We start from the raw sequence: 20967 nt of genomic DNA, 5'->3' as shown, positions 1-20967 counted from the left end.
CCAACGCGCCCACGACCCCCACTACACCCTCACCATCACCCCCACCGGCGAAGCCAGGTTCAGACGCCGACGATGAGGCGCAGGTGCCGCGTCAAGCGGTGGAACTCAGTCCGGCGGCGCCATCGCCCAGCGGATGGTGCGGGTGATCACGGCGCCGGCGGGTCCGGCAACGACGCCCGGCACCGGCAGCAGCCCGAGCTCCTCGCGGGCCCAGCGGGGCATGAGCGCCACGGCCGCTCCAACGATCGCGGCGTAGGCCGGACGGGCAGGCAGCGGCAGCGGCGGGGTGAGCAGGATGAACCGGGCGGCTTCGCGAGCCGCGGTGGTCGCGTGCAGCTCGGGCCGGTACTCCGTGAGCTGATGTCTCAGCTCCTCCTCGCTGCGGGGCGGGTCGACTGCCCCGAGCGCCTCAGCGACCCTTGCCGTCTCCGCGACGTACCGGTCCCGTTCCGCCTGGTCGAGCCGGCGCGCGCCGTAGCGCTGGTGGGCGGTGAGGAAGCTGTCGATCTCGGCGATGTGGACCCAGCGGAGCAGGTGCGGGTCGGAGGCTGCGTAGGAACGTCCATCCGGCGCGATCCCGCGCACGGTCTCGTGCACGGCACGTATCCGGCGGACCATCTTGTCGGCGTCGGACGCGGTGCCGAACGTCGTGACGGCCAGGAAGTGGCTGGTCCGCTGGAGCCGCCCCCACGGATCGCCCTTGTAGCCGGAGTGGGCAGCGACACCGGCCATCGCCAGCGGGTGGAGCGACTGCAGCAGCAGGGCTCGGACGCCCCCGACGAACATCGACGCGTCACCGTGCACCTGACGGATCGCGGCGCCCTCGGCGAACCACCGTGGCCCCGGAGTGCCGTGGATGCGCTCACGGCGGCGCGGGCCCTCCGGGCCCGCCACGCGCGCGAACAGCTGCGCTCCGAGCCGGCTGCGGACCTCGTTGACCACGGGTGTCGCCATGACGTCGAGTATGCCCCGGCAGCGATGGCGCGCCCCCTACGCTGCTGCCATGTCGCACACGACTGCCGTCCCTGGGACCCTCGACGCCGCCGGCCGCTGGTGGAACTGGTCCGGACTGGCCTCTTCCGCACCTACCCGGGTCGTCGCCCCGCAGGACACCGCCGAGGTCGCGGCGCTGGTCACCGAGGCGGCCGCCCAGGGGACGCGAGTGAAGATGATCGGCTCCGGCCACTCGTTCACCGACGTCGCCGTCACCGGCGGCTGGCTGATGCGGCCCGACCACCTGGTCGGAGTGCGCGAGGTCGACCGCGAGGCGATGACCGTGACCGTCGGCAGCGGAACCCCGCTGCACTTCCTCAACTCGACGCTGCACGGCCTGGGCCTCGCCCTGCACAACATGGGCGACATCGACAAGCAGAGCGTGGCCGGCGCGATCTCGACCGGCACCCACGGCACCGGCGGCGTGTGGGCCTCGCTGGCCGCCCAGGTGAAGGCCCTGGAGCTCGTCGCCGCCGACGGCCAGGTGCGTCGAGTCTCCGCCGACCGCGACGCCGAGCTGTTCCACGCGGCCCGGATCGGCCTCGGCGCCCTGGGCATCCTCACCGCGGTCACCTTCCTGGTCGAACCGGCGTTCACGCTGGAGGCGGTCGAGGAGCCGCTGACCTGGGACGCTGCCGTGGGTGGGTTCGACGAGATCACCGCGGCGAACCACCACGTGGACATGTACTGGTTCCCTCACACCGACCGGATGCTGGTCAAGCGCAACAACCGGACCCTCGACGTACCCCGTCCGCTGTCACCCGCGCGCGAGGCCCTTGAGGACCGGCTGTTGTCCAACACCGTCTTCGGCTGGGTCAACTCCCTGGGCAACGCCGCGCCCTCGCTGGTGCCACGCCTGAACCGGCTCTCGTCACGGGCCCTGTCCGCCCGCAGTTACAGCGACGTCTCGCACCGGGTGTTCACCTCTCCGCGCGACGTCGTGTTCCGGGAGATGGAGTACGCCGTTCCGCGCGAGGTCGGCATGCAGGCACTCACCGAGACGCGCGCCCTGATCGACCGGCAGGGATGGCGGATCAGCTTCCCCGTCGAGGTCCGCTCCGCCCCGGCCGACGACGTGTGGCTGTCCACGGCTCATGCCCGCGACAGCGTCTACCTGGCGTTCCACGTCAACGCGCACACCGACCACCGTGCCTACTTCGCCGGCGTCGAGAACGTCATGCGGTCCTACGACGGCCGGCCGCACTGGGGCAAGCTGCACACGCGCACGGCAGCCGACCTCGCCCCGGCGTACCCGCGCTGGCAGGACTTCCTCGAGGTTCGCGACCGGGTCGACCCCGACCGGGTCTTCGGCAACGCCTATCTCGAGCGGGTGCTCGGGCCGTAGCCGCGCGCACCCGCGTCAGGTGCTCGGCGTCCCCGCGGGCCGCGGCGCCTGCCAGCCGCGCCAGATGGCCAGCAGCCGCCAGCCGGTCGCGAGTGCGGCGGCCGGGACCGCGAACGCCGAGGTCGACAGCCCGGTCTGGGTGTCCATCGTCACCGCGAGCGCAGCGCCGACGAGGGCAGGCGTGGCGTACAGCTCGCTGCGCAGCACCACCGGCACCCGGCCGGCCAGCAGGTCGCGTACCACCCCGCCGCCGACGGCGGTCAGCGTGCCCATCAGTGCCGCCGGCACCGGTCCCAGCCCGTAGTCGATCGCCTTGAGGGCCCCGACCACGCAGAACAGGCCGAGCCCGGCGGCGTCGAACACCGTCACCAGGCGTTCCATCCGGCCCAGCGTCGGGTGGAACCAGAAGGTCAGGATGCCGGCGACGACCGGAACCACCAGGTAGCGCCAGTCGGCGAGGGCGGCCGGCGGAACGGCACCGATCAGCACGTCGCGGAGGAACCCGCCGCCCAGGCCGGTGGCACTCGCGAGCACGAGCACACCGAACACGTCGAGCCCCTTGCGCACCCCGACCAGGCCGCCGGACAGCGCGAACACGAAGATCCCGGCCAGGTCCAGGATCACCAGGAGCACGCCGGGAGCCGCCGCCGATGTCTGCACCCGCAGAGGTTAACGACTCACGCTCCGGCTACGCCGTAGCGTCCGCACGCTGAAGTAGGCTCGTGCGGACAAGACGACATGAGATCAGGAGCCGCCCGCATGCAGGACCTCACACTCGTGGGGCTGACTGAGGACAAGACCAGACTGGTCCTCGTCAGTGACTCGGGTGAGGAGTACACCCTTCCTGCTGACGCCAGGCTCACGGCCGCTCTCCGCGGTGACCACGCACGACTCGGCCAGTTGGAGATTCAGATGGAAAGCGCACTGCGGCCCCGCGACATCCAGGCCCGGATCCGGGCCGGGGAGAGCCCGGAAACGGTCGCCCAGGCCGCGCAGACCACGGTGGACCGGATCATGAGCTTCGCGACGCCGGTCCTGGCCGAGCGTGCGCACATCGCCGACCGCGCCCAGCGCGCCTCCGTGCGCCGCAAGGGCGGCGAGGGTCCGGCCCGGCTGCTCGGCGACGCCGTCGCCGAGCAGCTGCGCACCAAGAACGTCGACCCCGACTCCGTCGAGTGGGACGCCTGGCGGCGCGAGGACGGCCGGTGGCGCCTGGTCGCCGACTTCCGCGACGCCGGCCGGCCGCGGCACGCCGAGTTCACCTTCGACGTGCAGGGACGCTACGTGGTGCCCGAGGACGACGAGGCCCGGGCGCTGGTCGGCGAGGCCACCCGCAAGCAGCCGGCACCGACCCGCACCCAGACGTCCGGCCGTCGGCCCATGCCGCTGCCTCCGGAGGACGAGCTCCCCCTGGGCGACGACGCCATCGAGCTGGTCACCGGGCCCGGTCCCGAGGCCGGTCCTCAGCCCGCCGAGGCCGAGGAGCTGACGGTCGACCTCACCCCGGCTGCCCGCAGGCTGCGCAGCGCCGCGGACCTGGCCGTCGGCGGCAGCTCGACCGGTGACGCCGACTGGATCGCGACCCAGGCCAGCGAGCGTCCCCACGCTCCGACCCCCGAGGCCCCCGCGGGGTCCGAGAAGTCCGCGCCGGAGGGCGAGGCGAGCGGGGCCGATGCCGACGGCAGGCAGCCGGAAGCCCCGGCGCGGGAGACGGCCGAGCAGGACACCGACGACGCGGCCTCCGCTGCCGAGGCGCCCAAGAAGGGCGGGCGCAAGGGCCGGCGCGCGTCGGTGCCGAGCTGGGACGAGATCATGTTCGGCGGCGGCCGGTCCGACTGACGCAGAGGGGTCGTGGATCGGTACCCCTGATCACACCGACCCACGACCTCGACGCGTACAACGACCAGCCTCTCCCCTGGTCACGCCCGGGCGACGAGCGGTCTACCTGCCGGTGGCCACCGGACGCCCGGGGCTCTGTACCCACTCGCTCCACGAGCCGGGGTACAACGCGGCCTCCAGGCCCAACGCCTCCAGCGCGAGGACGTCGTGCGCGGCGGTCACCCCCGAACCGCAGTACACCCCCACCTCCCGGCCGGGGCGGACGCCGGCGTGCTCGTAGACCGCGGTCAGGGCCGCGGCGTCCTTGAACCTGCCACCGGCGTCGAGGTTCTGGGCCGTCGGCACGTTCACCGCACCGGGGATGTGGCCCGCCACCGGGTCCACGGGCTCGACCTCGCCGCGGAACCGCTCCGGGGCACGGGCGTCGACCAGCGAACCCTCGCGAGCCACGCGTGCCGCCCCCTCCGCGTCCAGCACCGGCATCTGGCCGGGCCGCGCGACGAAGTCGCCCGGCTTCGGCTCGACCGGTCCGTGCTCGACGTCGCCGACGTCCTCGAGCCAGGCCTGCCAGCCGCCGTCGAGGACCTTCACCTGCCGGTGTCCGTGGTAGCGCAGCAGCCACCAGCAGCGCGCGGCAGAGGTCCCCGCGACCGCGTCGTAGACGACCACCGGGCGGCCGCTGCGCACGCCGGCCCGACGCATCGCCTCCTCGAACCGGGCCTGGTCGGGCAGCGGGTGACGCCCTCGGGCTCCCGGCGGGTCGGCCAGTGCGGTGTCGAGGTCGACGTACGCCGCCCCGGGGATGTGCCCGGCGACGAACTCCTCGTGGCCCGGCGGGCCGCCCAGCGCCCAGCGGACGTCGAGCAGCGCGACCTCTCCGTCGAGCGCGGCGAGCGCGCGCGGGCTGATCAGCGGTGACTGGGGCACGGCACTGCGCCTCTCACTCGAACGGCAACGGGTCGGGGATCATCGAGACCGCCTTGGCCCGCGCCGCGGTCAGCTTGCGGCGGTGGTGCTGACGGCAGAGCACCTCGTAACCGACCACCGGGTCCTCCGCGTCGACGGACCCTTCGGCGCTGTCGGTGTCGCCCACGACGATCACCTCCCCCTCTGTGACCATGATCCCGTCGGCCGTGCGGGCGTTGTGGGTGGCCCGCTTGCCGCACCAGCACAGCGCCTCGACCTGGAGCACGTGCATCCGGTCGGCGAGCTCGACGAGCCTGGCCGAGCCGGGAAAGAGCTCGGAGCGGAAGTCGGTGAGGATGCCGAAGGCGAACACGTCGATCTGCAGCTCGTCGACGATCCGTGCGAGCTGCTCGATCTGGCCGGGCGTGTAGAACTGCGCCTCGTCGCAGATCAGGTAGTCGATCCGGGCACCGTGGGTGAGCGAGTGCACGACGTACTGCCAGAAGTCGAAGTCCGTGGCGACCTCGAGCGCCTCGTGGGTGAGGCCGAGCCTGCTCGAGAGCGTGGCCTCGCCGGCACGGTCGCGGGTGGTGAAGATCCGGCCCAGCCGGCCCCGAGCGGCATGGTTGTGGTTGGTCTGCAGGGCGAGCGTGGACTTGCCGGAGTCCATCGTGCCGGTGAAGAATTGGAGTTCAGCCACGGGCGTGCATCATGCCACGTCAGGCCACCAGGATCGGGATCAGCATCTCCGCCGAGGTCAGCGAGCCGTGCAGCCCGACCAGCCGCGTCTCGATCGGGAAGTCAGCGCTGCTGAGCACGGCGTAGTCCTCTCGGCAGGCGACCAGGACGTCGCCGAGGCGAGGCCGTACGGCGGATACCAGCTCGCCGAACCAGCCTCGACCGAGCGCCTCGTCGCGGGTGAGCACCTCGGCCCGCTCGCCGAGCTTCTCCTGCCAGGTGGCCAACACGTCGTCGACGGCCCCGCCACGGCAGTACAGGTGCCGCAGCCGCGCCTCACCGCCGATCAGCGCGACGCCGTCACGCAGCTCGGGATGGTCCTCGACGTCGATCCGGCGCTCCGCCGGGGAGTCGACCATGCCGTGGTCGGCCACGACCAGGATGCGCACCTCGGGGGGAAGCGACTCGCGCAGCTGCTCGGCCTCCGCGTCGATCATGGAGAGCTCCAGCTGCCAGGCCATCGACGCGACCCCGTGGGCGTGGCCGGTCCAGTCGAGGTCGGAGTTGTACATGTAGGTCAGCGACGGTGCCTGGCCGGAGGAGGCCAGGACGGCGGCGAGCCGCTCCCCCACCTTGTCGGCCCCCACGAACTCCGCACCGCGGGAGCCGGCGACGGTCAGCCCGGACCCGGCGAAGTCACGACGGTTGACCGTCGTGGTGTGCACGCCGGCGGCCGCCAGCCGGGCGAACGCCGTGGGGTGCGGCTGCCACTCCCGTGGATCGACTTCCGCGTCCCACGCCAGCGCGTTGAGCAGCTTGTCGGTGCCGGGGATGCGCGAGGTGTAGCCGACCACACCGTGCGTCCCCGGGGTCAGCGCCGTGCCGAGCGAGGTCAGGCTGGTCGCCGTGGTCGAGGGGACGCCCACGGTGGCCGGCGGCTGCTCGGCGAGGAGGGAGTGCAGGAACGGAGCCTGGTCCGGGTGGTCGCGCAGCAGCTCGTAACCGAGGCCGTCGACGAGGAAGACCACGTAGGCCCTCGCCTCCGGCAGCACCATCGAGGTGGGGCCGAGGCCCGCGTCGACACCGAGCGCGGACGAGACCGCCGGCAGCACCTCGCCCAGCGACCGGTCGTGGTAGGCCGGGACGACGAACTCGCCGCTCACGATCGCGGAGCGCTGCCGGCGGTCGCGGCGGACAGGGCCTCGGCGAAGGCGAGGACGTGGCCGACCGCGTCGTCACCATCGGCGGCCGCGCTGACCCGGATCGAGAAGTCGTCTGAGGCGACCACGCCGGTGTAGCCGTGGTCGGCCTCGCACTGCGGGTCGCTGCAGCCGGCGGGCTCGAGGTCCAGCCGACCCAGACCGCCCCAGCCGATGGTGAGCACCACCTCGTTGGCTCCCGGCGGCGGCACCGGCTTGCCCTTGTAGGAGGCCGGGTTGGCGACCATCCGGTTCACCACCACCGACCGCACGGTGGAGAGCATCACGGCCTCGGTCGAGGTCGAGGTGTACGGGGCCGGGAGCAGGTCGTCGGGCGCGTGCTCGTCGGTGTGGGCGACGATCAGCCGGGTCGGGGTCAGCACCACCACGGTCACGTGACGGCGCACCTCGTCGCGGTCGATGGTCGGCTCGTGGTGCACCAAGTAGGACACCACGTGCTCACCGGCCACCGCGGCGTTCACCGCGTCGGCCACCACGTCGGGGTAGTAGCCGGACTTCTCGATGGCGGTGCGGAGCTCTGCGTAGCGGTCGGACATGGCGCCCAGTCTCCCATGCGGGCTCGGGCGGTCACGCGGCCAGGACCACCTCGGGACCCACGCCGTTCTGGGCGGGAGTCAGGTGCCGGCGCAGCCGGAGGAAGAGCAGTGCGGCCACGGCCGTGCCCCCGACGGTGCAGAGCACCCAGACCCGGGCCAGGCCGTTGCCGATCAGCATCCCGCTCAGCGCGGGACCGATGATCATCGCCACGGTCCAGGTCATGCCCTGCAAGGCGTTGTAGCGTCCGCGCAGCTTCTCCACGGCGAGGCCGTTGACGATCGCCGGCGCGACCGGCGCCCACAGCGTCTCCCCCAGCCCGAAGACCGCGAGGCCGATCACCACGAGCATCACCGCGAGCCAGCCGTCGACGGCGTCGGAGGAGGCGATCACCGCCCACGACAGCGACCACACGCCCGCGCACAGCGCCAGCATCGACGTACGCCGGCGCCCCTTGATGAGCCTCAGGGAGACCAGCTGGCCGAGCACGATCGCAAGCGTGTTCGCGCCGAAGGCCCAGCCCAACGAGCGCGCGGGCACCTCGGCCACCTCGACCGCGTAGGCCGCGAAGCCGGCCTCGACCTGGGCGTAACCGAAGGTCAGCAGCAGCACGGAGATCGCGGTGACCCGCAGCAGGGTCCGGTCGCGCAGCGCGACTCCCCAGCCGGGTTGCGGCCCGGCGGTGGTCTCGGCCGGGACCGCTGTGTCCTTCGGAGCGGCACCGGTGCCTCGCGGCAGGGTCAGCACCACGACGATGTACGCGACGTACGACAGCGCGTCGAGGGCGTAGAGGCGCTGGAAGGACGACGGGTCACCGACGTGGATCATCGTCGCGCTGACCACGCCGCCGATCCCGAGGCCCGCGTTGAGCAGCATGAACTGGAAGCCGTACACGCGCTCGCGGCCCTCCTCGGGCACGAGCCGGGTCAGCATCGCGGTCGCGGCCGGGTAGAGGCCGACCGTGCCCAGGGTGATGAAGGAGGCGACCAGGAACGCGTGGGCGGTGGTCTCGACGAACGCCAGCGACCCCACGCCCGCGGCCTCCGCGGTGAGCCCGACGATCATCACCGGGCGCGGGCCGAACCGGTCGATCAGCGTGCCGCCGAGCGGCGACCCGAGGAACCCGAGCAGACCCATCCACGCGAACAGCAGTCCGACGGTGGACGTGGAGATCCCGCGGACCTGCGCGAGGTAGACGTAGAGGAACGGCAGCGTGAGCCCGCTGCCCAGCGCGGAGAACGCGATGCCGACGAACAGCCGCCGCACCAGCGGGTCGAGACGGGTGGTGGGGCGGAGGGAGGAAGGTTCGACGATGCTGCTCACGGGGGGAGATTGTCCGTCACCTCCCGCTCGCCCCGCCAACGATTTCCTGCAGTTGCCGGGTGACGCCGGACACCTACCCGTGGAGCGTGTCGCCGATCGGGCTGCTGAGCCGGCGCACGAACCAGTCCGACCGCGCGTCGGAGACCGGCTCCACCCGGCCACGCGCGTCGAGCACCGTGGCCCCACCCGCGCCGACGAGGACCAGGTTGAGGTCGAGGGTGCGCATCTGCGGCAGGTCGTTCTTCAGCTGCGCCACACGCAGCAGCAGGTGCTCGATCGCGTCGACGTCGACCTTCTCGCTGCCGCGGTAGCCGAACAGCATCGGCGCGGCCTTGATCTCGCGCACCATCTCCGCTGCCTCGCCGCTGTGCATCGGCGGGATCCGGTAGGCCCGGTCGCCGAGCAGCTCGGTGGTGGCGCCGGAGATGCCGAAGGAGACCACCGGGCCGAACAGCGGGTCCTCCATGCCGCCGATGGCCACCGGGACGCCCGGCGCGGCCACCCGCTGCACGATGAACCCGGCCTTGTCGGGCTCGTCGATGATCGAGTGCATCGTGGCCCACGCGTCGCGCATCTCCGCCTCGGTGTCGATGTTGCGCCACACGTGGGCGAGGTCGGGCCGCTGTCGCAGGTGCTCGGCGGTCGCCTTGAGCACGACGTCCCAACCGAGCTTCTCGCCGGCGGCGACCGCCTCCTGCTCGGTGCTGACCTCGATCCGGGCCCAGAGGTCGATCCCGTAGGCGTCCAGCACCTCGCGCAGCTCGTCGAAGGTCAGCTCCCTGCCCTCGGGACAGTCGATGAGGATCTGGTTGAGCAGTCTCCGGGCCCGGCTGACGTCGACCTCCTCCGGCGCCACCAGCTCACCCTCGGGCTTGGCCAGCCAGGCGGCGTACTCCACGACCCTGGCCAGGGCGCGGACGGCCGCCTCGACCGAGGAGTACGACGGCACCGAGCCGCGCCCGGCGGTGGCACCGGCCACGTCCGGCACCCGGAGCAGCTCCGGGATGCCCTCGGTGGCCAGGAACGTCGAGACCAGCGGCTTGTCGGACTGCTCGCCCACGGCCGCGAGGACGTTGGCGACCTCGTCACCGGTGGTGTTCAGCGGAGGGATGAACACCGCGACCACCGACTCCACCTCGGGGTCGTCGATGGCGGCGTCGAGCGCCTCCTCGAACTCCTCGGCGCTCGCCTCGGGGTTCAGCACCACCGAACGGCACACGTCGAGGCCGACCGCCGCTGCGGCGTCGGCGGCCAGCAGACCGAGCGCGTCGGAGTTGCCGACGATGGCCACCCGGCGCCCCCGGGGCAGCGGCTGGTGCGCCACGAGCTGGGCGACGTCGAACATCTCGTCGAGGTTGTCCACCTGGATCACGCCGGCCTGCCGGAACATCGCGTCCACGGCTGCCTGCGGCGCGACGATGGTCCGCACCGCGTGGCCCATCGGCACGCCCTGCGTCGTCCGGCCCGAGCGCACCGCGATCACCGGCTTGCGGCGGGAGACCCGCCGGGCGACGCGGCTGAACTTGCGGGGGTTACCGATCGACTCGAGGTAGAGCAGCACCACCTCGGTGGCCGCGTCCTCCTCCCAGTACTGCAGCAGGTCGTTGCCGGAGACGTCGGCGCGATTGCCGGCGCTCACGAACGACGAGAGACCCAGACCGCGCCGGGAGACCTTCTCCAGGATCGCGATGCCGAGTGCGCCGGACTGGCAGAAGAACCCCGCGCGGCCACGCGGCGGCATCACCGTCGACAGCGACGCGTTGAGCGACACGTCGGTGGAGGTGTTGATGATCCCCAGGCAGTTCGGGCCGATCAGCCGGAGCCCGTAGCTGCGGGCCAGCCCGACCAGGCGGCGCTGCCGGGCCCGACCCTCCTCTCCGGTCTCGGCGAAGCCCGAGGAGATCACGATCAGCCCGTGCACACCCTTGGCCGCGCAGTCGAGCACCACGTCCTGCACCGCCTCGGCCGGCACCGCCACCACGGCGACGTCCACCTGGTCGGGGATGTCGGCGACGCTCTTGTAGGCGGGCATCCCGGAGACCGCGTCGGCCGCGGAGTTCACCACGTAGACCCGTCCGGTGTAGTCGCCGAGCACGAGGTTGTGCACCAGCGTCTGCCCGATCGTGTCCTGCCGGCGTGAGGCACCGATGATCGCCACGCTGCGGGCGTTGAAGAACCGCTGGATGGAGGCGGCCTCCGCGCGGTGCTCCCGGGAGAGCATCACGCTGACGGAGGTGTCGGTGGAGTCGATCGGGAACTCGAAGCGCATCACGCCCTCCTCGAACCCGCCGGCCACCTGGTAGCCGGCCTCGCGGAAGATCTGGATCATCCGCTGGTTCTCCGGCAGCACCTCGGCCACGAACTTCTTCACGCCGCGCTCGCGCCCGGCCTGCGCGAGGTGCTCGAGCAGGAGCTGGGCGATCCCTCGACCCTGGTGGGCGTCCTGGACCAGGAACGCGACCTCCGCCTCGTCCCCCGGCGTCCCGTCGGGCCCGGGGATCCGGTCGAAGCGGCCGACCGCGATCATCTTCTCGGCGACGGTGAGCACGAACGCGACCCGGTCCTGGTGGTCGACGTGGGTGAAGCGCTTGACGTCGCGCTCGGAGAGCGTGGGCATCGGCGCGAAGAAGCGCAGATACTTCGACTCCGCGGAGACCTGGGCGTAGAAGTCCACCAGCAGCTGCTCGTCGTCCTCCGAGATCGGCCGCAGGTGCGCGGTGTGCCCGTCACGCAGGAGTACGTCGGCCTCCCAGTGTCGTGGGTAGGCCGGGGCGGTCGTCTGAGCAGGATCTGAGGCGCTCACGCAAGGCAATCTAGCGCCTCGGGACGAACAACGGCGTGCCCCTGCACGGGCCGGGACGGTTCCGGGTGAGAATGGCGCAATGGCCAAGCGCACAAAGCCTGAACCGCCTTCCGACGACTTCCAGGAGCACATCGTCGACATCGACGTCGGCGACGAGATGCGCGGCAGCTTCCTCGAGTACGCCTACTCGGTGATCTACAGCCGTGCCCTGCCCGACGCCCGTGACGGGCTCAAGCCCGTGCAGCGCCGGATCCTGTACACGATGGGCCAGATGAACCTGCGTCCGGACCGGGGACACGTCAAGAGCGCGCGCGTGGTCGGTGAGGTGATGGGCCGGCTGCACCCGCACGGCGACGGCGCGATCTACGACGCGCTGGTCCGGATGGTCCAGCCGTGGTCGCTGCGCGTCCCGCTGGTCGACGGCCACGGCAACTTCGGCTCGCCCGACAACGGCCCGGCCGCGATGCGCTACACCGAGTGCCGGATGGCGCCGGCGGCGCTGGCGATGACCACCTCGATCGACGAGGAGACCGTCGACTTCAAGCCGAACTACGACAGCCGTGAGCTCGAGCCCACCGTGCTGCCGTCGGCGATCCCGAACCTCGTCGTCAACGGCGCCTCGGGCATCGCGGTGGGCATGGCGACCAACATGGCCCCGCACAACCTCGTCGAGGTGGTCCAGGCGCTCCGGCACCTGATCTCCAACCCGGAGGCCGACCTCGACGCCCTGATGCGGTTCATCCCCGGCCCGGACCTGCCCACCGGCGGCAAGATCGTCGGGCTCGACGGGATCCGGGACGCCTACGACACCGGCAAGGGGTCGTTCCGGATGCGCGCCACCGCCCGCGTGGAGAACGTGACGCCGCGCCGCAAGGGGATCGTGGTCACCGAGCTGCCGTACGGCGTCGGGCCCGAGAAGGTCATCGAGCGGATCAAGACCATGGTCCAGGCCAAGAAGCTGCAGGGCATCTCCGACGTCAAGGACCTCACCGACCACACCAACGGCCTGCGGCTGGTGATCGAGGTCAAGAACGGCTTCCACCCCGAGGCGCTCCTCGAGCAGCTCTACAAGCACACGCCGATGGAGGACAGCTTCGGCATCAACGCCGTCGCGCTGGTCGACGGACAGCCCCGGACGCTCGGCCTCAAGGACATGCTCGAGGTCTACCTCGGCCACCGCTACGACGTGGTCCGGCGCCGGTCGGCCTACCGTCGCGGCAAGGCCGCCGACGAGCTGCACCTGGTCGAGGGCCTGCTGATCGCGATCCTGGACATCGACGAGGTTATCCAGCTGATCCGCTCCAGCGAGAACGCCGCGGAGGCCAAGGAGCGGCTGATGCAGGTCTTCGACCTCAGCGACCTCCAGGCGACCTACATCCTCGATATGGCGCTGCGCCGGCTCACGAAGTACTCCCGGCTGGAGCTGGAGAAGCGCAAGACCGAGCTGGAGCAGACCATCGCCGAGCTCGACGCGATCCTCGCCGACGAGACGCTGCTGCGCCAGGTGGTCTCCGACGAGCTCGCCGAGGTGGCGAAGACCTACGGCACCCCGCGCCGGACCGTGCTGCTGGAGTCCGCCGGGCAGACCGTGACCTCGGCGGTCCCGCTCGAGGTCGCCGACGACCCGTGCGTGGTGTACCTCTCCTCGACCGGTCTGCTCGCCCGCACCACCGGGCTCGAGGAGCCCGGCTCGGGCGGCGGCCGCAGCAAGCACGACGTGATCGTGTCCGCCGTACGCACCACCGCTCGCGGGCAGGTCGGTGCGGTCACCACGCGCGGGCGGGTGATGAAGCTCGACGTCCTCGACCTGCCGACCCTGCCGGCCACCGCGAACGCCCCGCACCTGCAGGGCGGGGCTCCGGTCAGCGAGTTCCTCTCGCTCGACGTGGACGAGCGCGTGCTCACCCTGGCCGGGTTCGACGCCGACTCCCCCGGGCTCGCCCTCGGCACCGCCCAGGGCGTGGTCAAGCGGGTGAACCCGGAGTACCTCAGCAACAAGGACGACTGGGAGGTGATCCGGCTCGCCGACGGGGACCGGGTGGTCGGCGCCGTCGACCTGCGCACCGGTGAGGAGGAGCTGTGCTTCGTCACCTCCGACGCCCAGCTGCTGCACTTCTCCGCGGCCAACGTGCGCCCGCAGGGCCGGGCCGGCGGCGGTGTCGCCGGGGTCCGGGTCACCTCCGGCGAGCAGGTCGTGTCGTTCACCGCCTTCGAACCCGACGAGAGCACGGTCGTCGTGACCGTCTCGGGCTCGAGCACCGCCCTGCCCGGCACCGAGGCCGGCTCGGTGAAGGTGACCCCCTTCACCGAGTACCCCGCGAAGGGCAGGGCCACTGGCGGCGTGCGCTGCCACCGCTTCCTCAAGGGAGAGGACACGCTGGTGCAGGCGTGGGCCGGCACCGGTCCGGCACTGGCCGCCGCCGCCAGCGGAGCCCCGGTCGACCTGCCCGAGGCCAACGGCCGACGCGACGGGTCGGGCGTCCCGGCGCCGCAGCCGATCGCCGCGTGCTCCTCGCCGGCGACCGCCCTGCACCCCCCGGTCGCAGCCGGCGTGAAAGGCTGACCCCCATGACGTTCACCCGCGCCGCCGCGACCGGCCTGCTGGCCGTGCTCGCCCTGAGCGGCTGCACCAGTGACGCGCAGGAGGACGAGACCACCCCGGAGGAGGTCCTCGCCGCCGCCAAGACGAAGCTCGACGAGACCTCGGGCGTGCGCATCGACCTCTCGACCGAGGAGCTCCCCAAGGGCGTCGACGGCATCCTGAGCGCCGAGGGGGTCGGCACGCACGCACCTGCGTTCGAGGGCGACCTCGAGGTGGCGGTCGGCGGGTTCCCGGCCGACGTGCCCGTCGTGGCCGTCGACGGCAAGGTCTACGCGAAGCTGCCGTTCACCACGAAGTTCGTCGAGGTCGACCCCGCGGCATACGCCGCTCCGGACCCGGCCGGGCTGATGGACCCCGACGAGGGCCTGTCCTCGCTGCTGACCTCGGCCGAGGGCGTCGAGGAGGGCGAGCAGGTCCGCGACGGCGAGGACGTGCTGTCCGGCTACACCGCCACGGTGCCCGGCGAGGTGGTCGCCTCGATCATCCCGAGCGCGTCGGCCGACAGCGACTTCGACGCGACCTTCACCGTCGACGACGAGGGCCGGCTGCGGGAGGCGGTGCTGACCGGGCCGTTCTACCCCGAGACCGATGCCGTCACCTACACGGTCGGCTTCGCGAGCTACGGCACCACCGCGGACATCACCGCTCCGTGAGGACCAGCCCGCGGCTGCTGCTCGGCGTGGCCGCCGTCGCGGTCGCGTTCGCGGCCGCCGACACCTACGTGGTGGTGCTCGCGCTGCCGGACATGATGTCCGGTGCCGGGCTCGCGGTCGACGAGCTGCAGCGCGCGGCCCCGATCGTGTCGGGGTTCCTGCTCGGCTACGTTGCGATGCTCCCGCTGATCGGCCGGATCGCGGACCTGCGCGGCCGGCTGCCGGTGCTCGTCGGGTCGCTGGTGGTCTTCGCGCTCGGCTCCCTGGTGACGGCCGCCTCCTACGACCTCACCAGCATGGTCGCCGGCCGCTTCCTCCAAGGCGTCGGCGGTGGCGGGCTGGTGCCGGCCACCCTGGCGCTGGTGGCCGACATCTACCCGCCCGCGCGGCGCGGAGTGCCGCTCGGCGTGGTCGGCGCCGTCCAGGAGGTCGGCAGCGTGCTCGGCCCGCTGTACGGCGCCCTGGTGCTCGCGCTGGCCGACTGGGAGGCGATCTTCTGGGTCAACCTCGCCGTCGGCCTGGTGCTGGCAGCCGCCCTGCTGTCGCTCCGAGGCGAGCCCCACACGCCGGGCCGGGCCCGCCGCGACGTCGTCGGCATGCTGCTCGTCGCGCTCGCGCTCACGCTGCTGACCCTGGTGCTCCTCGAGCCGGACCGGCTGACCCGGGGCATCACCTCCGGTCTCGCGTTCGTGCCGGTCGCCGGGGACTCCCGGTGGCTCACGCCGCTCGCCCTGGCGCTCTACGCGGCGACGGTCCTGCTCGTCGCACGCAGCCTGACCGCACCGCGCCCGGTGCTCGACCTGCGTGGCTGGGTGGCCGTGGGACGCAGCGCCGACCTGCTCGGTGCCTCACTGATCGCGCTCGCCCTGGGCGGGGTGATCCTCGCCTTCGCCACCGCCGACCCCGAGGTCCAGGTGTTCTCACCTGCCGGCCCCTGGCTGCTGACCGCCTCCGCGCTGGCCGTGCTGCTCTTCTGGCTGCACAACCGGCGGGCCGCAGCGCCCCTGGTGCCGCACGGCGCGTTCGCGGCCACCCCGGCATGGGGGTCGCTGCTGGTCAGCCTGTTCGTCGGAGCCGCCCTGATCGCCGCCCTGGTCGACATCCCGATCTTCGCCCGCGTCACCGTCTACCCCGACTCCCAGCTGATGGCGGCGCTGGTCCTGCTCCGGTTCCTGGTCGCGCTGCCGGTCGGCGCGCTGCTGGGCGGGTTCCTGGTCCGGCGGCTGCCGACCGGCGTCGTCACCGCCGCCGGCATGGTCCTGGCGGCCGCCGCGTTCGCCTGGATGAGCGGCTGGGGGCTCGACAGCCTCGGCCACGGCGTCGCGACCGTCCCGCTGGTGATCGGGGGTCTCGGGTTCGGGCTCGCCGTGGCGCCGGTCAACGCCGCTCTCCTGGCTGCGACCGCCGACGCGGTGCACGGCGTGGCCAGCGCCTTGCTCGTCGTTGCGAGGATGGTGGGCATGCTCGTCGGGATCTCGGCCCTCACCACGATCGGTCTGCGCCGCTACTACAGCCTCCAGGTCGACCTGCCCGCGCCGTCGGAGGTGTGCGGTGGACCGAGCCGGTGCTCGGCGTACACCGTCATGTTGAAGGAGGCCGGCCTCGCCCAGCTGCAGACGGTCTTCGTCGGCGCCGCGGTCTGCGCGGTGCTGGCAGCGGTCCTCGCGCTGGTGACGTTCCGGAGCCTGAAGGTGGCGCGATGACGGGCCTCAGTTGCAGCGACGGTTCCCTCGCGGTCGCCGAGCCGATGCACGGCACCGCGCCGTACGCCCTCGCCTGGGTGGCGCTGGAGCAGAACGGCCCCTGGGGCGCGAAGGCCCTCACCGACAGCCACCTCGACCCCGAGGTGGGTCGCGCGCTCGAGGCCGCGGCCGGCGCCCACGACGTACGTCCCTCGCTGATCCGCCGGCCCGGCCGGCACGCCGATGAGCCGCACGCACACGGCACGCCCCGGCGGGTCCTCGTCGCGCACACCCGGCCCGGCGTGGCCTGGCTCCTCGAGGGCACCGTCACCGACCCTGCCGCACTGCTGGACACCGACTGGGCCGCGCTGCGCGACGGCGACCTGGAGGCGGTACGGCGGTCGCTACCGACCCTGACTCCCTCCGAACGCCCGCACCTGCTGGTGTGCACCAACGCCAAGCGTGACGTCTGCTGTGCGGTGAAGGGTCGGCCGGTCGCGCTGGGTGCGGCGGCAGTGAACCCCGAGCAGGTCTGGGAGGTCACACACACCTCGGGACACCGGTTCGCCCCGACCGCCGTGCTGCTGCCGGCCGGCACCCTGCACGGCCGGCTCGACGTCGGCACCGCCGGGGAGCTGCTCCGTGCCGCGGAGCGCGGCGCAACCGTGATCCAGGGCAGCCGGGGCCGGTCGACCTGGCACCCGCCCGCCCAGGCCGCCGAGCTCGCGGTGCGCAGGGAGCACCACGTGCTCGGCCTCGACGCGCTGCGGGTCACCGCCCACGAGCAGACCGCCGACCGCAGCTGGACCACCACGCTGCATCACGACGACGGCCGGTCGTGGACGGTCCGGGTCGAGGCGCGGGAAAATCCGGAGGTCCTGCGGGCCGAGTCGTGCGGGAAGGCACTGAAGCCCATGACCTGGTACACCCTCGTGGAGGAAGGTGAAGGTTCGCTAACCTTCGGCTCGTGAACCATGACTTCGATGACCTCCTGGAAGCAAACCGCCGTTTCGCCGAGACGTTCGCGCTGAGCGGGTTCGACGGCGTCGCCCGTGCCGGGGTGGCGCTGGTGACCTGCATGGACTCCCGGATCGACCCGCTGGGCATGGTCGGGCTCCAGCCCGGCGACGCGAAGATCTTCCGCAACCCCGGCGGCCGGATCACCCCGCAGGCGCTCGAGGCACTCGTCCTTGCGGTGCACCTGCTCAACGTCGACCGGGTGCTGGTGATCCCCCACACCCGCTGTGCGATGGCCTCGGCCAGCGAGCAGGAGCTCCAGCAGCGGGTCGGCAGCTCGGCCGGCCAGGACGCGTCGTGGCAGAGCTTCGGCGTCGTGACCGACCAGGAGGCGGCACTGCGGCAGGACCTGGCCAAGGTGCGCAGCCACCCGCTGATCCCCGACACGGTCAAGGTGGGCGGCTTCATCTACGACGTAGATACTGGTCTGATCAACCCGATCGAGTCCTGAAAACCGCCTAGTCTGGCGGCGTGGACGACACCTTCGACGACATCCTCGCCGCGAACAGCGCCTACGCCGACTCCTTCGACCGCGGCGGCCACGAGGGCGAGGCACGGGCCGGGCTCGCCGTGATCACCTGCATGGACGCGCGCATCGACCCGCTGTCGATGCTGGGCCTGGCTCACGGCGACGCGAAGGTGATCCGCAACGCCGGCGGCCGGGTCACCCCGCGCGTCCTGGAGGCGCTGGTGCTGGCCACCCACCTGCTCGGCGTGCGCCGGGTGATGGTCATCCCCCACACCCGGTGCGCGGCGGCCCGCTGGTCCCAGGCCGAGCTGCGCACCAGGATCAGCGCCGCCAGTGGCCAGCACGCCGCCTGGCAGACCTTCCTCGTCGTCGAGGACCAGCTCGCCGGTCTGCGTGAGGATGTGGAGATGGCGCGCTCCTACCCGCTGATCGCCCCGGGCACCGAGGTCGGCGGGTTCATGTACGACGTCGACACCGGCCGGCTGGAACGCCTGCTCTGACCGCCGCGTGGGCGCACGGTTGGCGCCTCAGGCGTCGATGGCCTCGGAGTCGACCTCGTAGGCACCCTGCACGATGAACTCCTTGCGGGGAGCGACCTCCGAGCCCATCAGCAGCTCGAACACCTGGGCGGCGGCGTCGGCGTCGTCGACGGTGATCCGCCGCAGCGTCCGCCGCCGCGGGTCCATCGTGGTCTCCGCGAGCTGGTCGGCGTCCATCTCACCCAGACCCTTGTAGCGCTGGATCGGCTCCTTCCAGCGGATCCCCTTCTTCGACAGCTCGGCCAGCTTCCGCTGCAGCTCGGGATCGGAGTAGGTGTAGACGTACTTGTCCATGCCCTTCTTCGGGTTGGCCAGCTCGATGCGGTGCAGCGGCGGCACGGCGGAGTAGACCCGGCCCTCGAGGATCAGCTCGCGCATGTACTTGAAGAACAGCGTGGTGAGCAGGGTGCGGATGTGGGCACCGTCGGAGTCGGCGTCGGCCATGAAGATGATCCGGCCGTAGCGCCGCGCGTCGATGTCGAAGGTCCGCCCGGAGCCCGCGCCCACCACCTGGATGATCGAGGCGCACTCGGCGTTCTTGAGCATGTCGCCGACCGAGGCCTTCTGCACGTTGAGGATCTTGCCGCGGATCGGCAGCAGCGCCTGGAACTCCGAGTTGCGGGCGAGCTTGGCGGTGCCGAGCGCCGAGTCGCCCTCGACGATGAACAGCTCGCTCTTCTCCATGTCGTTGGAGCGGCAGTCGGCGAGCTTGGCCGGCAGCGCGCTGGACTCCAGGGCGTTCTTGCGGCGCTGGGTCTCCTTGTGCTGGCGCGCGGCGATGCGGGTGCGGGAGGCGTTGACCACCTTCTCCATCACGAGCTTGGCCTGGGCCTTCTCCGCACGCTTGGTCGAGGTGAGGAAGCTCTTGAGCTCCGAGCTGACCACCTTGCGGACGATGGACCGTGCCGCGGGGGTGCCGAGCACCTCCTTGGTCTGGCCCTCGAACTGCGGCTCGGCAAGCCGGACGGTGACCACCGCGGTGAGCCCTTCCAGCACGTCGTCCTTGATCACGTCGGCGTCGTTGACCTTGAGCTGCTTGGTGGCGCGGAGCACGTCGTTGAAGGTCTTGGTCAGCGCCTGCTCGAAGCCGGAGACGTGCGTGCCGCCCTTGGGCGTGGCGATCACGTTCACGAACGAGCGCATCTCGGTGTCGTAGCCGGTCCCCCACCGCACCGCGACGTCCACCGCGAGGTCGCGCTCGACGTCCTGCGGGGTCATGTGACCCTTGTCGTCGAGCAGGGGGACGGTCTCGGTGAACTTCTCGTGTCCCTGCAGACGGAGCACGTCACTGACCGGCTCGTCGGCGGCGAGGAAGTCGCAGAACTCGGTGATCCCCCCGTCGTGGCGGAACTTCTCCTCCACCGGCTGGTCACCGCGCAGGTCACGGATCACCAGCTCCAGGCCGGGAACGATGAACGACGTCTGACGCGCGCGGGTGACCAGCTCGTCGAAGGTGAACGTGGCGTCCTTGGTGAAGATCTGCCGGTCCGGCCAGAACCGGACCCGGGTGCCGGTGACGCCCTTCTTCACCCGGGCACCCTTGTGGAGCCCCGACTGCGGGGTGAACCCCGCGTCCGGGCCCTCCCCGTCGAACACGCCGGGGGTGCCGCGGCGGAAGGACATCTGCTGGGTCGCCGGCGACCGGTCGACCTCGACGTCGAGCCGGGCCGAGAGCGCGTTGACCACCGAGGAGCCGACGCCGTGCAGACCGCCGGTGGCGACGTACGAGCCGCCGCCGAACTTGCCGCCGGCGTGCAGCTTGGTGAAGACCACCTCGACCCCGGACAGCCCGGTCTTGGGCTCCTTGTCGACCGGGATCCCGCGGCCGTTGTCGTGCACCTCGGCCGAGCCGTCGCGGTGCAGGGTGACGTCGATGCGCGTGCAGAAACCGCCGAGCGCCTCGTCCACCGCGTTGTCGATGATCTCCCACACGCAGTGCATCAGCCCCCGCGAGTCGGTCGAGCCGATGTACATGCCGGGGCGCTTGCGGACCGCCTCGAGCCCCTCCAGGACGAGGAGGTGGTGGGCGTTGTACGAGTTGTCGATCTTCGTTCCTCCGGCAGTGCGGGCTGGCACGTCGCTCCTCAACGCAGTAGCTCTCGACGGGGTGCGTCCGCCGTCCCGGCAAATCTACCCGCGACACGCCCAACGCCCGGAACGCCACGCCTACCGGCCTTCGCGCTCGGGAACGGCCACGATGTGTGTCATGTCACGATGCGACAACGGGGCGTTTCGGTTGGTGGAAACCGGCAACCGGACGGCCCGCACCACGTCACACTGGTCGAGCCGACCAGTCGGCGAGCACAGCACGTGTCAAGGGTCACCCCACTGCGGGCCGGAAGCCCCCTGCGGAGGGATTACTCC

Annotated in this window: 17 protein-coding genes; 8 read left to right on the top strand and 9 right to left on the bottom strand. The window is 71.8% G+C overall.

Annotation, left to right across the window (positions count from 1 at the left end; translation table 11 throughout):
• Positions 1-105 precede the first annotated feature (105 nt).
• Positions 106-954, bottom strand: coding sequence for an oxygenase MpaB family protein (locus ACYVIH_RS17315; RefSeq protein ID WP_460870747.1), 849 nt, complete (start codon positions 952-954; stop codon positions 106-108).
• Between the two features lie 49 nt (positions 955-1003).
• Here ACYVIH_RS17315 and ACYVIH_RS17310 point away from each other — a divergent pair, with 49 nt between their 5' ends.
• A complete protein-coding gene (locus ACYVIH_RS17310) occupies positions 1004-2338 on the top strand; it encodes a D-arabinono-1,4-lactone oxidase (RefSeq protein ID WP_460870746.1) in 1335 nt (444 codons plus the stop codon).
• A 15-nt stretch (positions 2339-2353) separates the two neighbouring features.
• Here the strand turns inward: ACYVIH_RS17310 and ACYVIH_RS17305 are convergent, their stop codons facing one another.
• Entirely contained in the window at positions 2354-2998 is a 645-nt protein-coding gene (locus tag ACYVIH_RS17305; RefSeq protein WP_460870745.1) for a trimeric intracellular cation channel family protein, read from the bottom strand.
• A gap of 78 nt (positions 2999-3076) precedes the next feature.
• On the opposite strand from ACYVIH_RS17305, the gene sepH reads away from it, so the two are divergent.
• Entirely contained in the window at positions 3077-4177 is a 1101-nt protein-coding gene (gene sepH / locus ACYVIH_RS17300) for a septation protein SepH (RefSeq protein ID WP_460870744.1), read from the top strand.
• A gap of 102 nt (positions 4178-4279) precedes the next feature.
• Here the strand turns inward: sepH and ACYVIH_RS17295 are convergent, their stop codons facing one another.
• The 6 genes from ACYVIH_RS17295 to ACYVIH_RS17270 all read right to left on the bottom strand — a co-directional run bounded on the left by ACYVIH_RS17295 (position 4280) and on the right by ACYVIH_RS17270 (position 11641).
• Positions 4280-5104, bottom strand: a complete 825-nt coding sequence (locus tag ACYVIH_RS17295) for a sulfurtransferase (RefSeq protein ID WP_460870743.1) — start codon at positions 5102-5104, stop codon at positions 4280-4282.
• Between the two features lie 13 nt (positions 5105-5117).
• The gene (locus tag ACYVIH_RS17290; RefSeq protein ID WP_460870742.1) at positions 5118-5783 is read right to left on the bottom strand and encodes a thymidine kinase; all 666 of its coding nucleotides are present in this window, start codon (positions 5781-5783) and stop codon (positions 5118-5120) included.
• A 19-nt stretch (positions 5784-5802) separates the two neighbouring features.
• The gene (locus tag ACYVIH_RS17285) at positions 5803-6924 is read right to left on the bottom strand and encodes an alkaline phosphatase family protein (RefSeq protein ID WP_460870741.1); all 1122 of its coding nucleotides are present in this window, start codon (positions 6922-6924) and stop codon (positions 5803-5805) included.
• Complete coding sequence (locus tag ACYVIH_RS17280; protein WP_460870740.1) at positions 6921-7517, bottom strand: DUF5998 family protein; 597 nt, start codon at positions 7515-7517, stop codon at positions 6921-6923. Before ACYVIH_RS17280 ends, ACYVIH_RS17285 begins: the two co-directional genes overlap by 4 nt.
• A 31-nt stretch (positions 7518-7548) precedes the next feature.
• Positions 7549-8838 (bottom strand): MFS transporter, encoded by a 1290-nt coding sequence (locus ACYVIH_RS17275; protein WP_460870739.1) that lies wholly within the window; start codon positions 8836-8838, stop codon positions 7549-7551.
• 73 nt (positions 8839-8911) lie between these two features.
• Positions 8912-11641 (bottom strand): bifunctional acetate--CoA ligase family protein/GNAT family N-acetyltransferase, encoded by a 2730-nt coding sequence (locus ACYVIH_RS17270; protein WP_460870738.1) that lies wholly within the window; start codon positions 11639-11641, stop codon positions 8912-8914.
• A gap of 79 nt (positions 11642-11720) precedes the next feature.
• Between ACYVIH_RS17270 and ACYVIH_RS17265 the strand changes: the two genes are divergently transcribed.
• From ACYVIH_RS17265 to ACYVIH_RS17240, 6 genes are read left to right on the top strand one after another with little or no spacing between them, the layout of a single operon-like run.
• Positions 11721-14204, top strand: a complete 2484-nt coding sequence (locus ACYVIH_RS17265; RefSeq protein ID WP_460870737.1) for a DNA gyrase/topoisomerase IV subunit A — start codon at positions 11721-11723, stop codon at positions 14202-14204.
• A gap of 5 nt (positions 14205-14209) precedes the next feature.
• Positions 14210-14896, top strand: coding sequence for an LppX_LprAFG lipoprotein (locus ACYVIH_RS17260; RefSeq protein ID WP_460870736.1), 687 nt, complete (start codon positions 14210-14212; stop codon positions 14894-14896).
• The gene (locus ACYVIH_RS17255) at positions 14893-16599 is read left to right on the top strand and encodes an MFS transporter (RefSeq protein ID WP_460870735.1); all 1707 of its coding nucleotides are present in this window, start codon (positions 14893-14895) and stop codon (positions 16597-16599) included. The genes ACYVIH_RS17260 and ACYVIH_RS17255 overlap by 4 nt, the downstream gene beginning before the upstream one ends.
• Entirely contained in the window at positions 16596-17549 is a 954-nt protein-coding gene (locus ACYVIH_RS17250; RefSeq protein WP_460870733.1) for a sucrase ferredoxin, read from the top strand. Before ACYVIH_RS17255 ends, ACYVIH_RS17250 begins: the two co-directional genes overlap by 4 nt.
• Positions 17546-18046: a beta-class carbonic anhydrase gene (locus ACYVIH_RS17245; protein ID WP_460870732.1), complete on the top strand. Its 501-nt coding sequence runs from the start codon at positions 17546-17548 to the stop codon at positions 18044-18046. Before ACYVIH_RS17250 ends, ACYVIH_RS17245 begins: the two co-directional genes overlap by 4 nt.
• A 20-nt stretch (positions 18047-18066) precedes the next feature.
• Positions 18067-18564, top strand: a complete 498-nt coding sequence (locus tag ACYVIH_RS17240) for a beta-class carbonic anhydrase (RefSeq protein ID WP_460870731.1) — start codon at positions 18067-18069, stop codon at positions 18562-18564.
• 27 nt (positions 18565-18591) lie between these two features.
• On the opposite strand, the gene ACYVIH_RS17235 is transcribed toward ACYVIH_RS17240, so the two are convergent.
• Positions 18592-20733, bottom strand: coding sequence for a DNA gyrase/topoisomerase IV subunit B (locus tag ACYVIH_RS17235; RefSeq protein WP_460870750.1), 2142 nt, complete (start codon positions 20731-20733; stop codon positions 18592-18594).
• Between the last annotated feature and the right edge of the window lie 234 nt (positions 20734-20967).

It is taken from the genome of Nocardioides pakistanensis (assembly GCF_054781215.1).
Note: the sequence above shows the minus strand (reverse complement) of the source record. Positions and strands in the feature narration are given on the sequence as shown.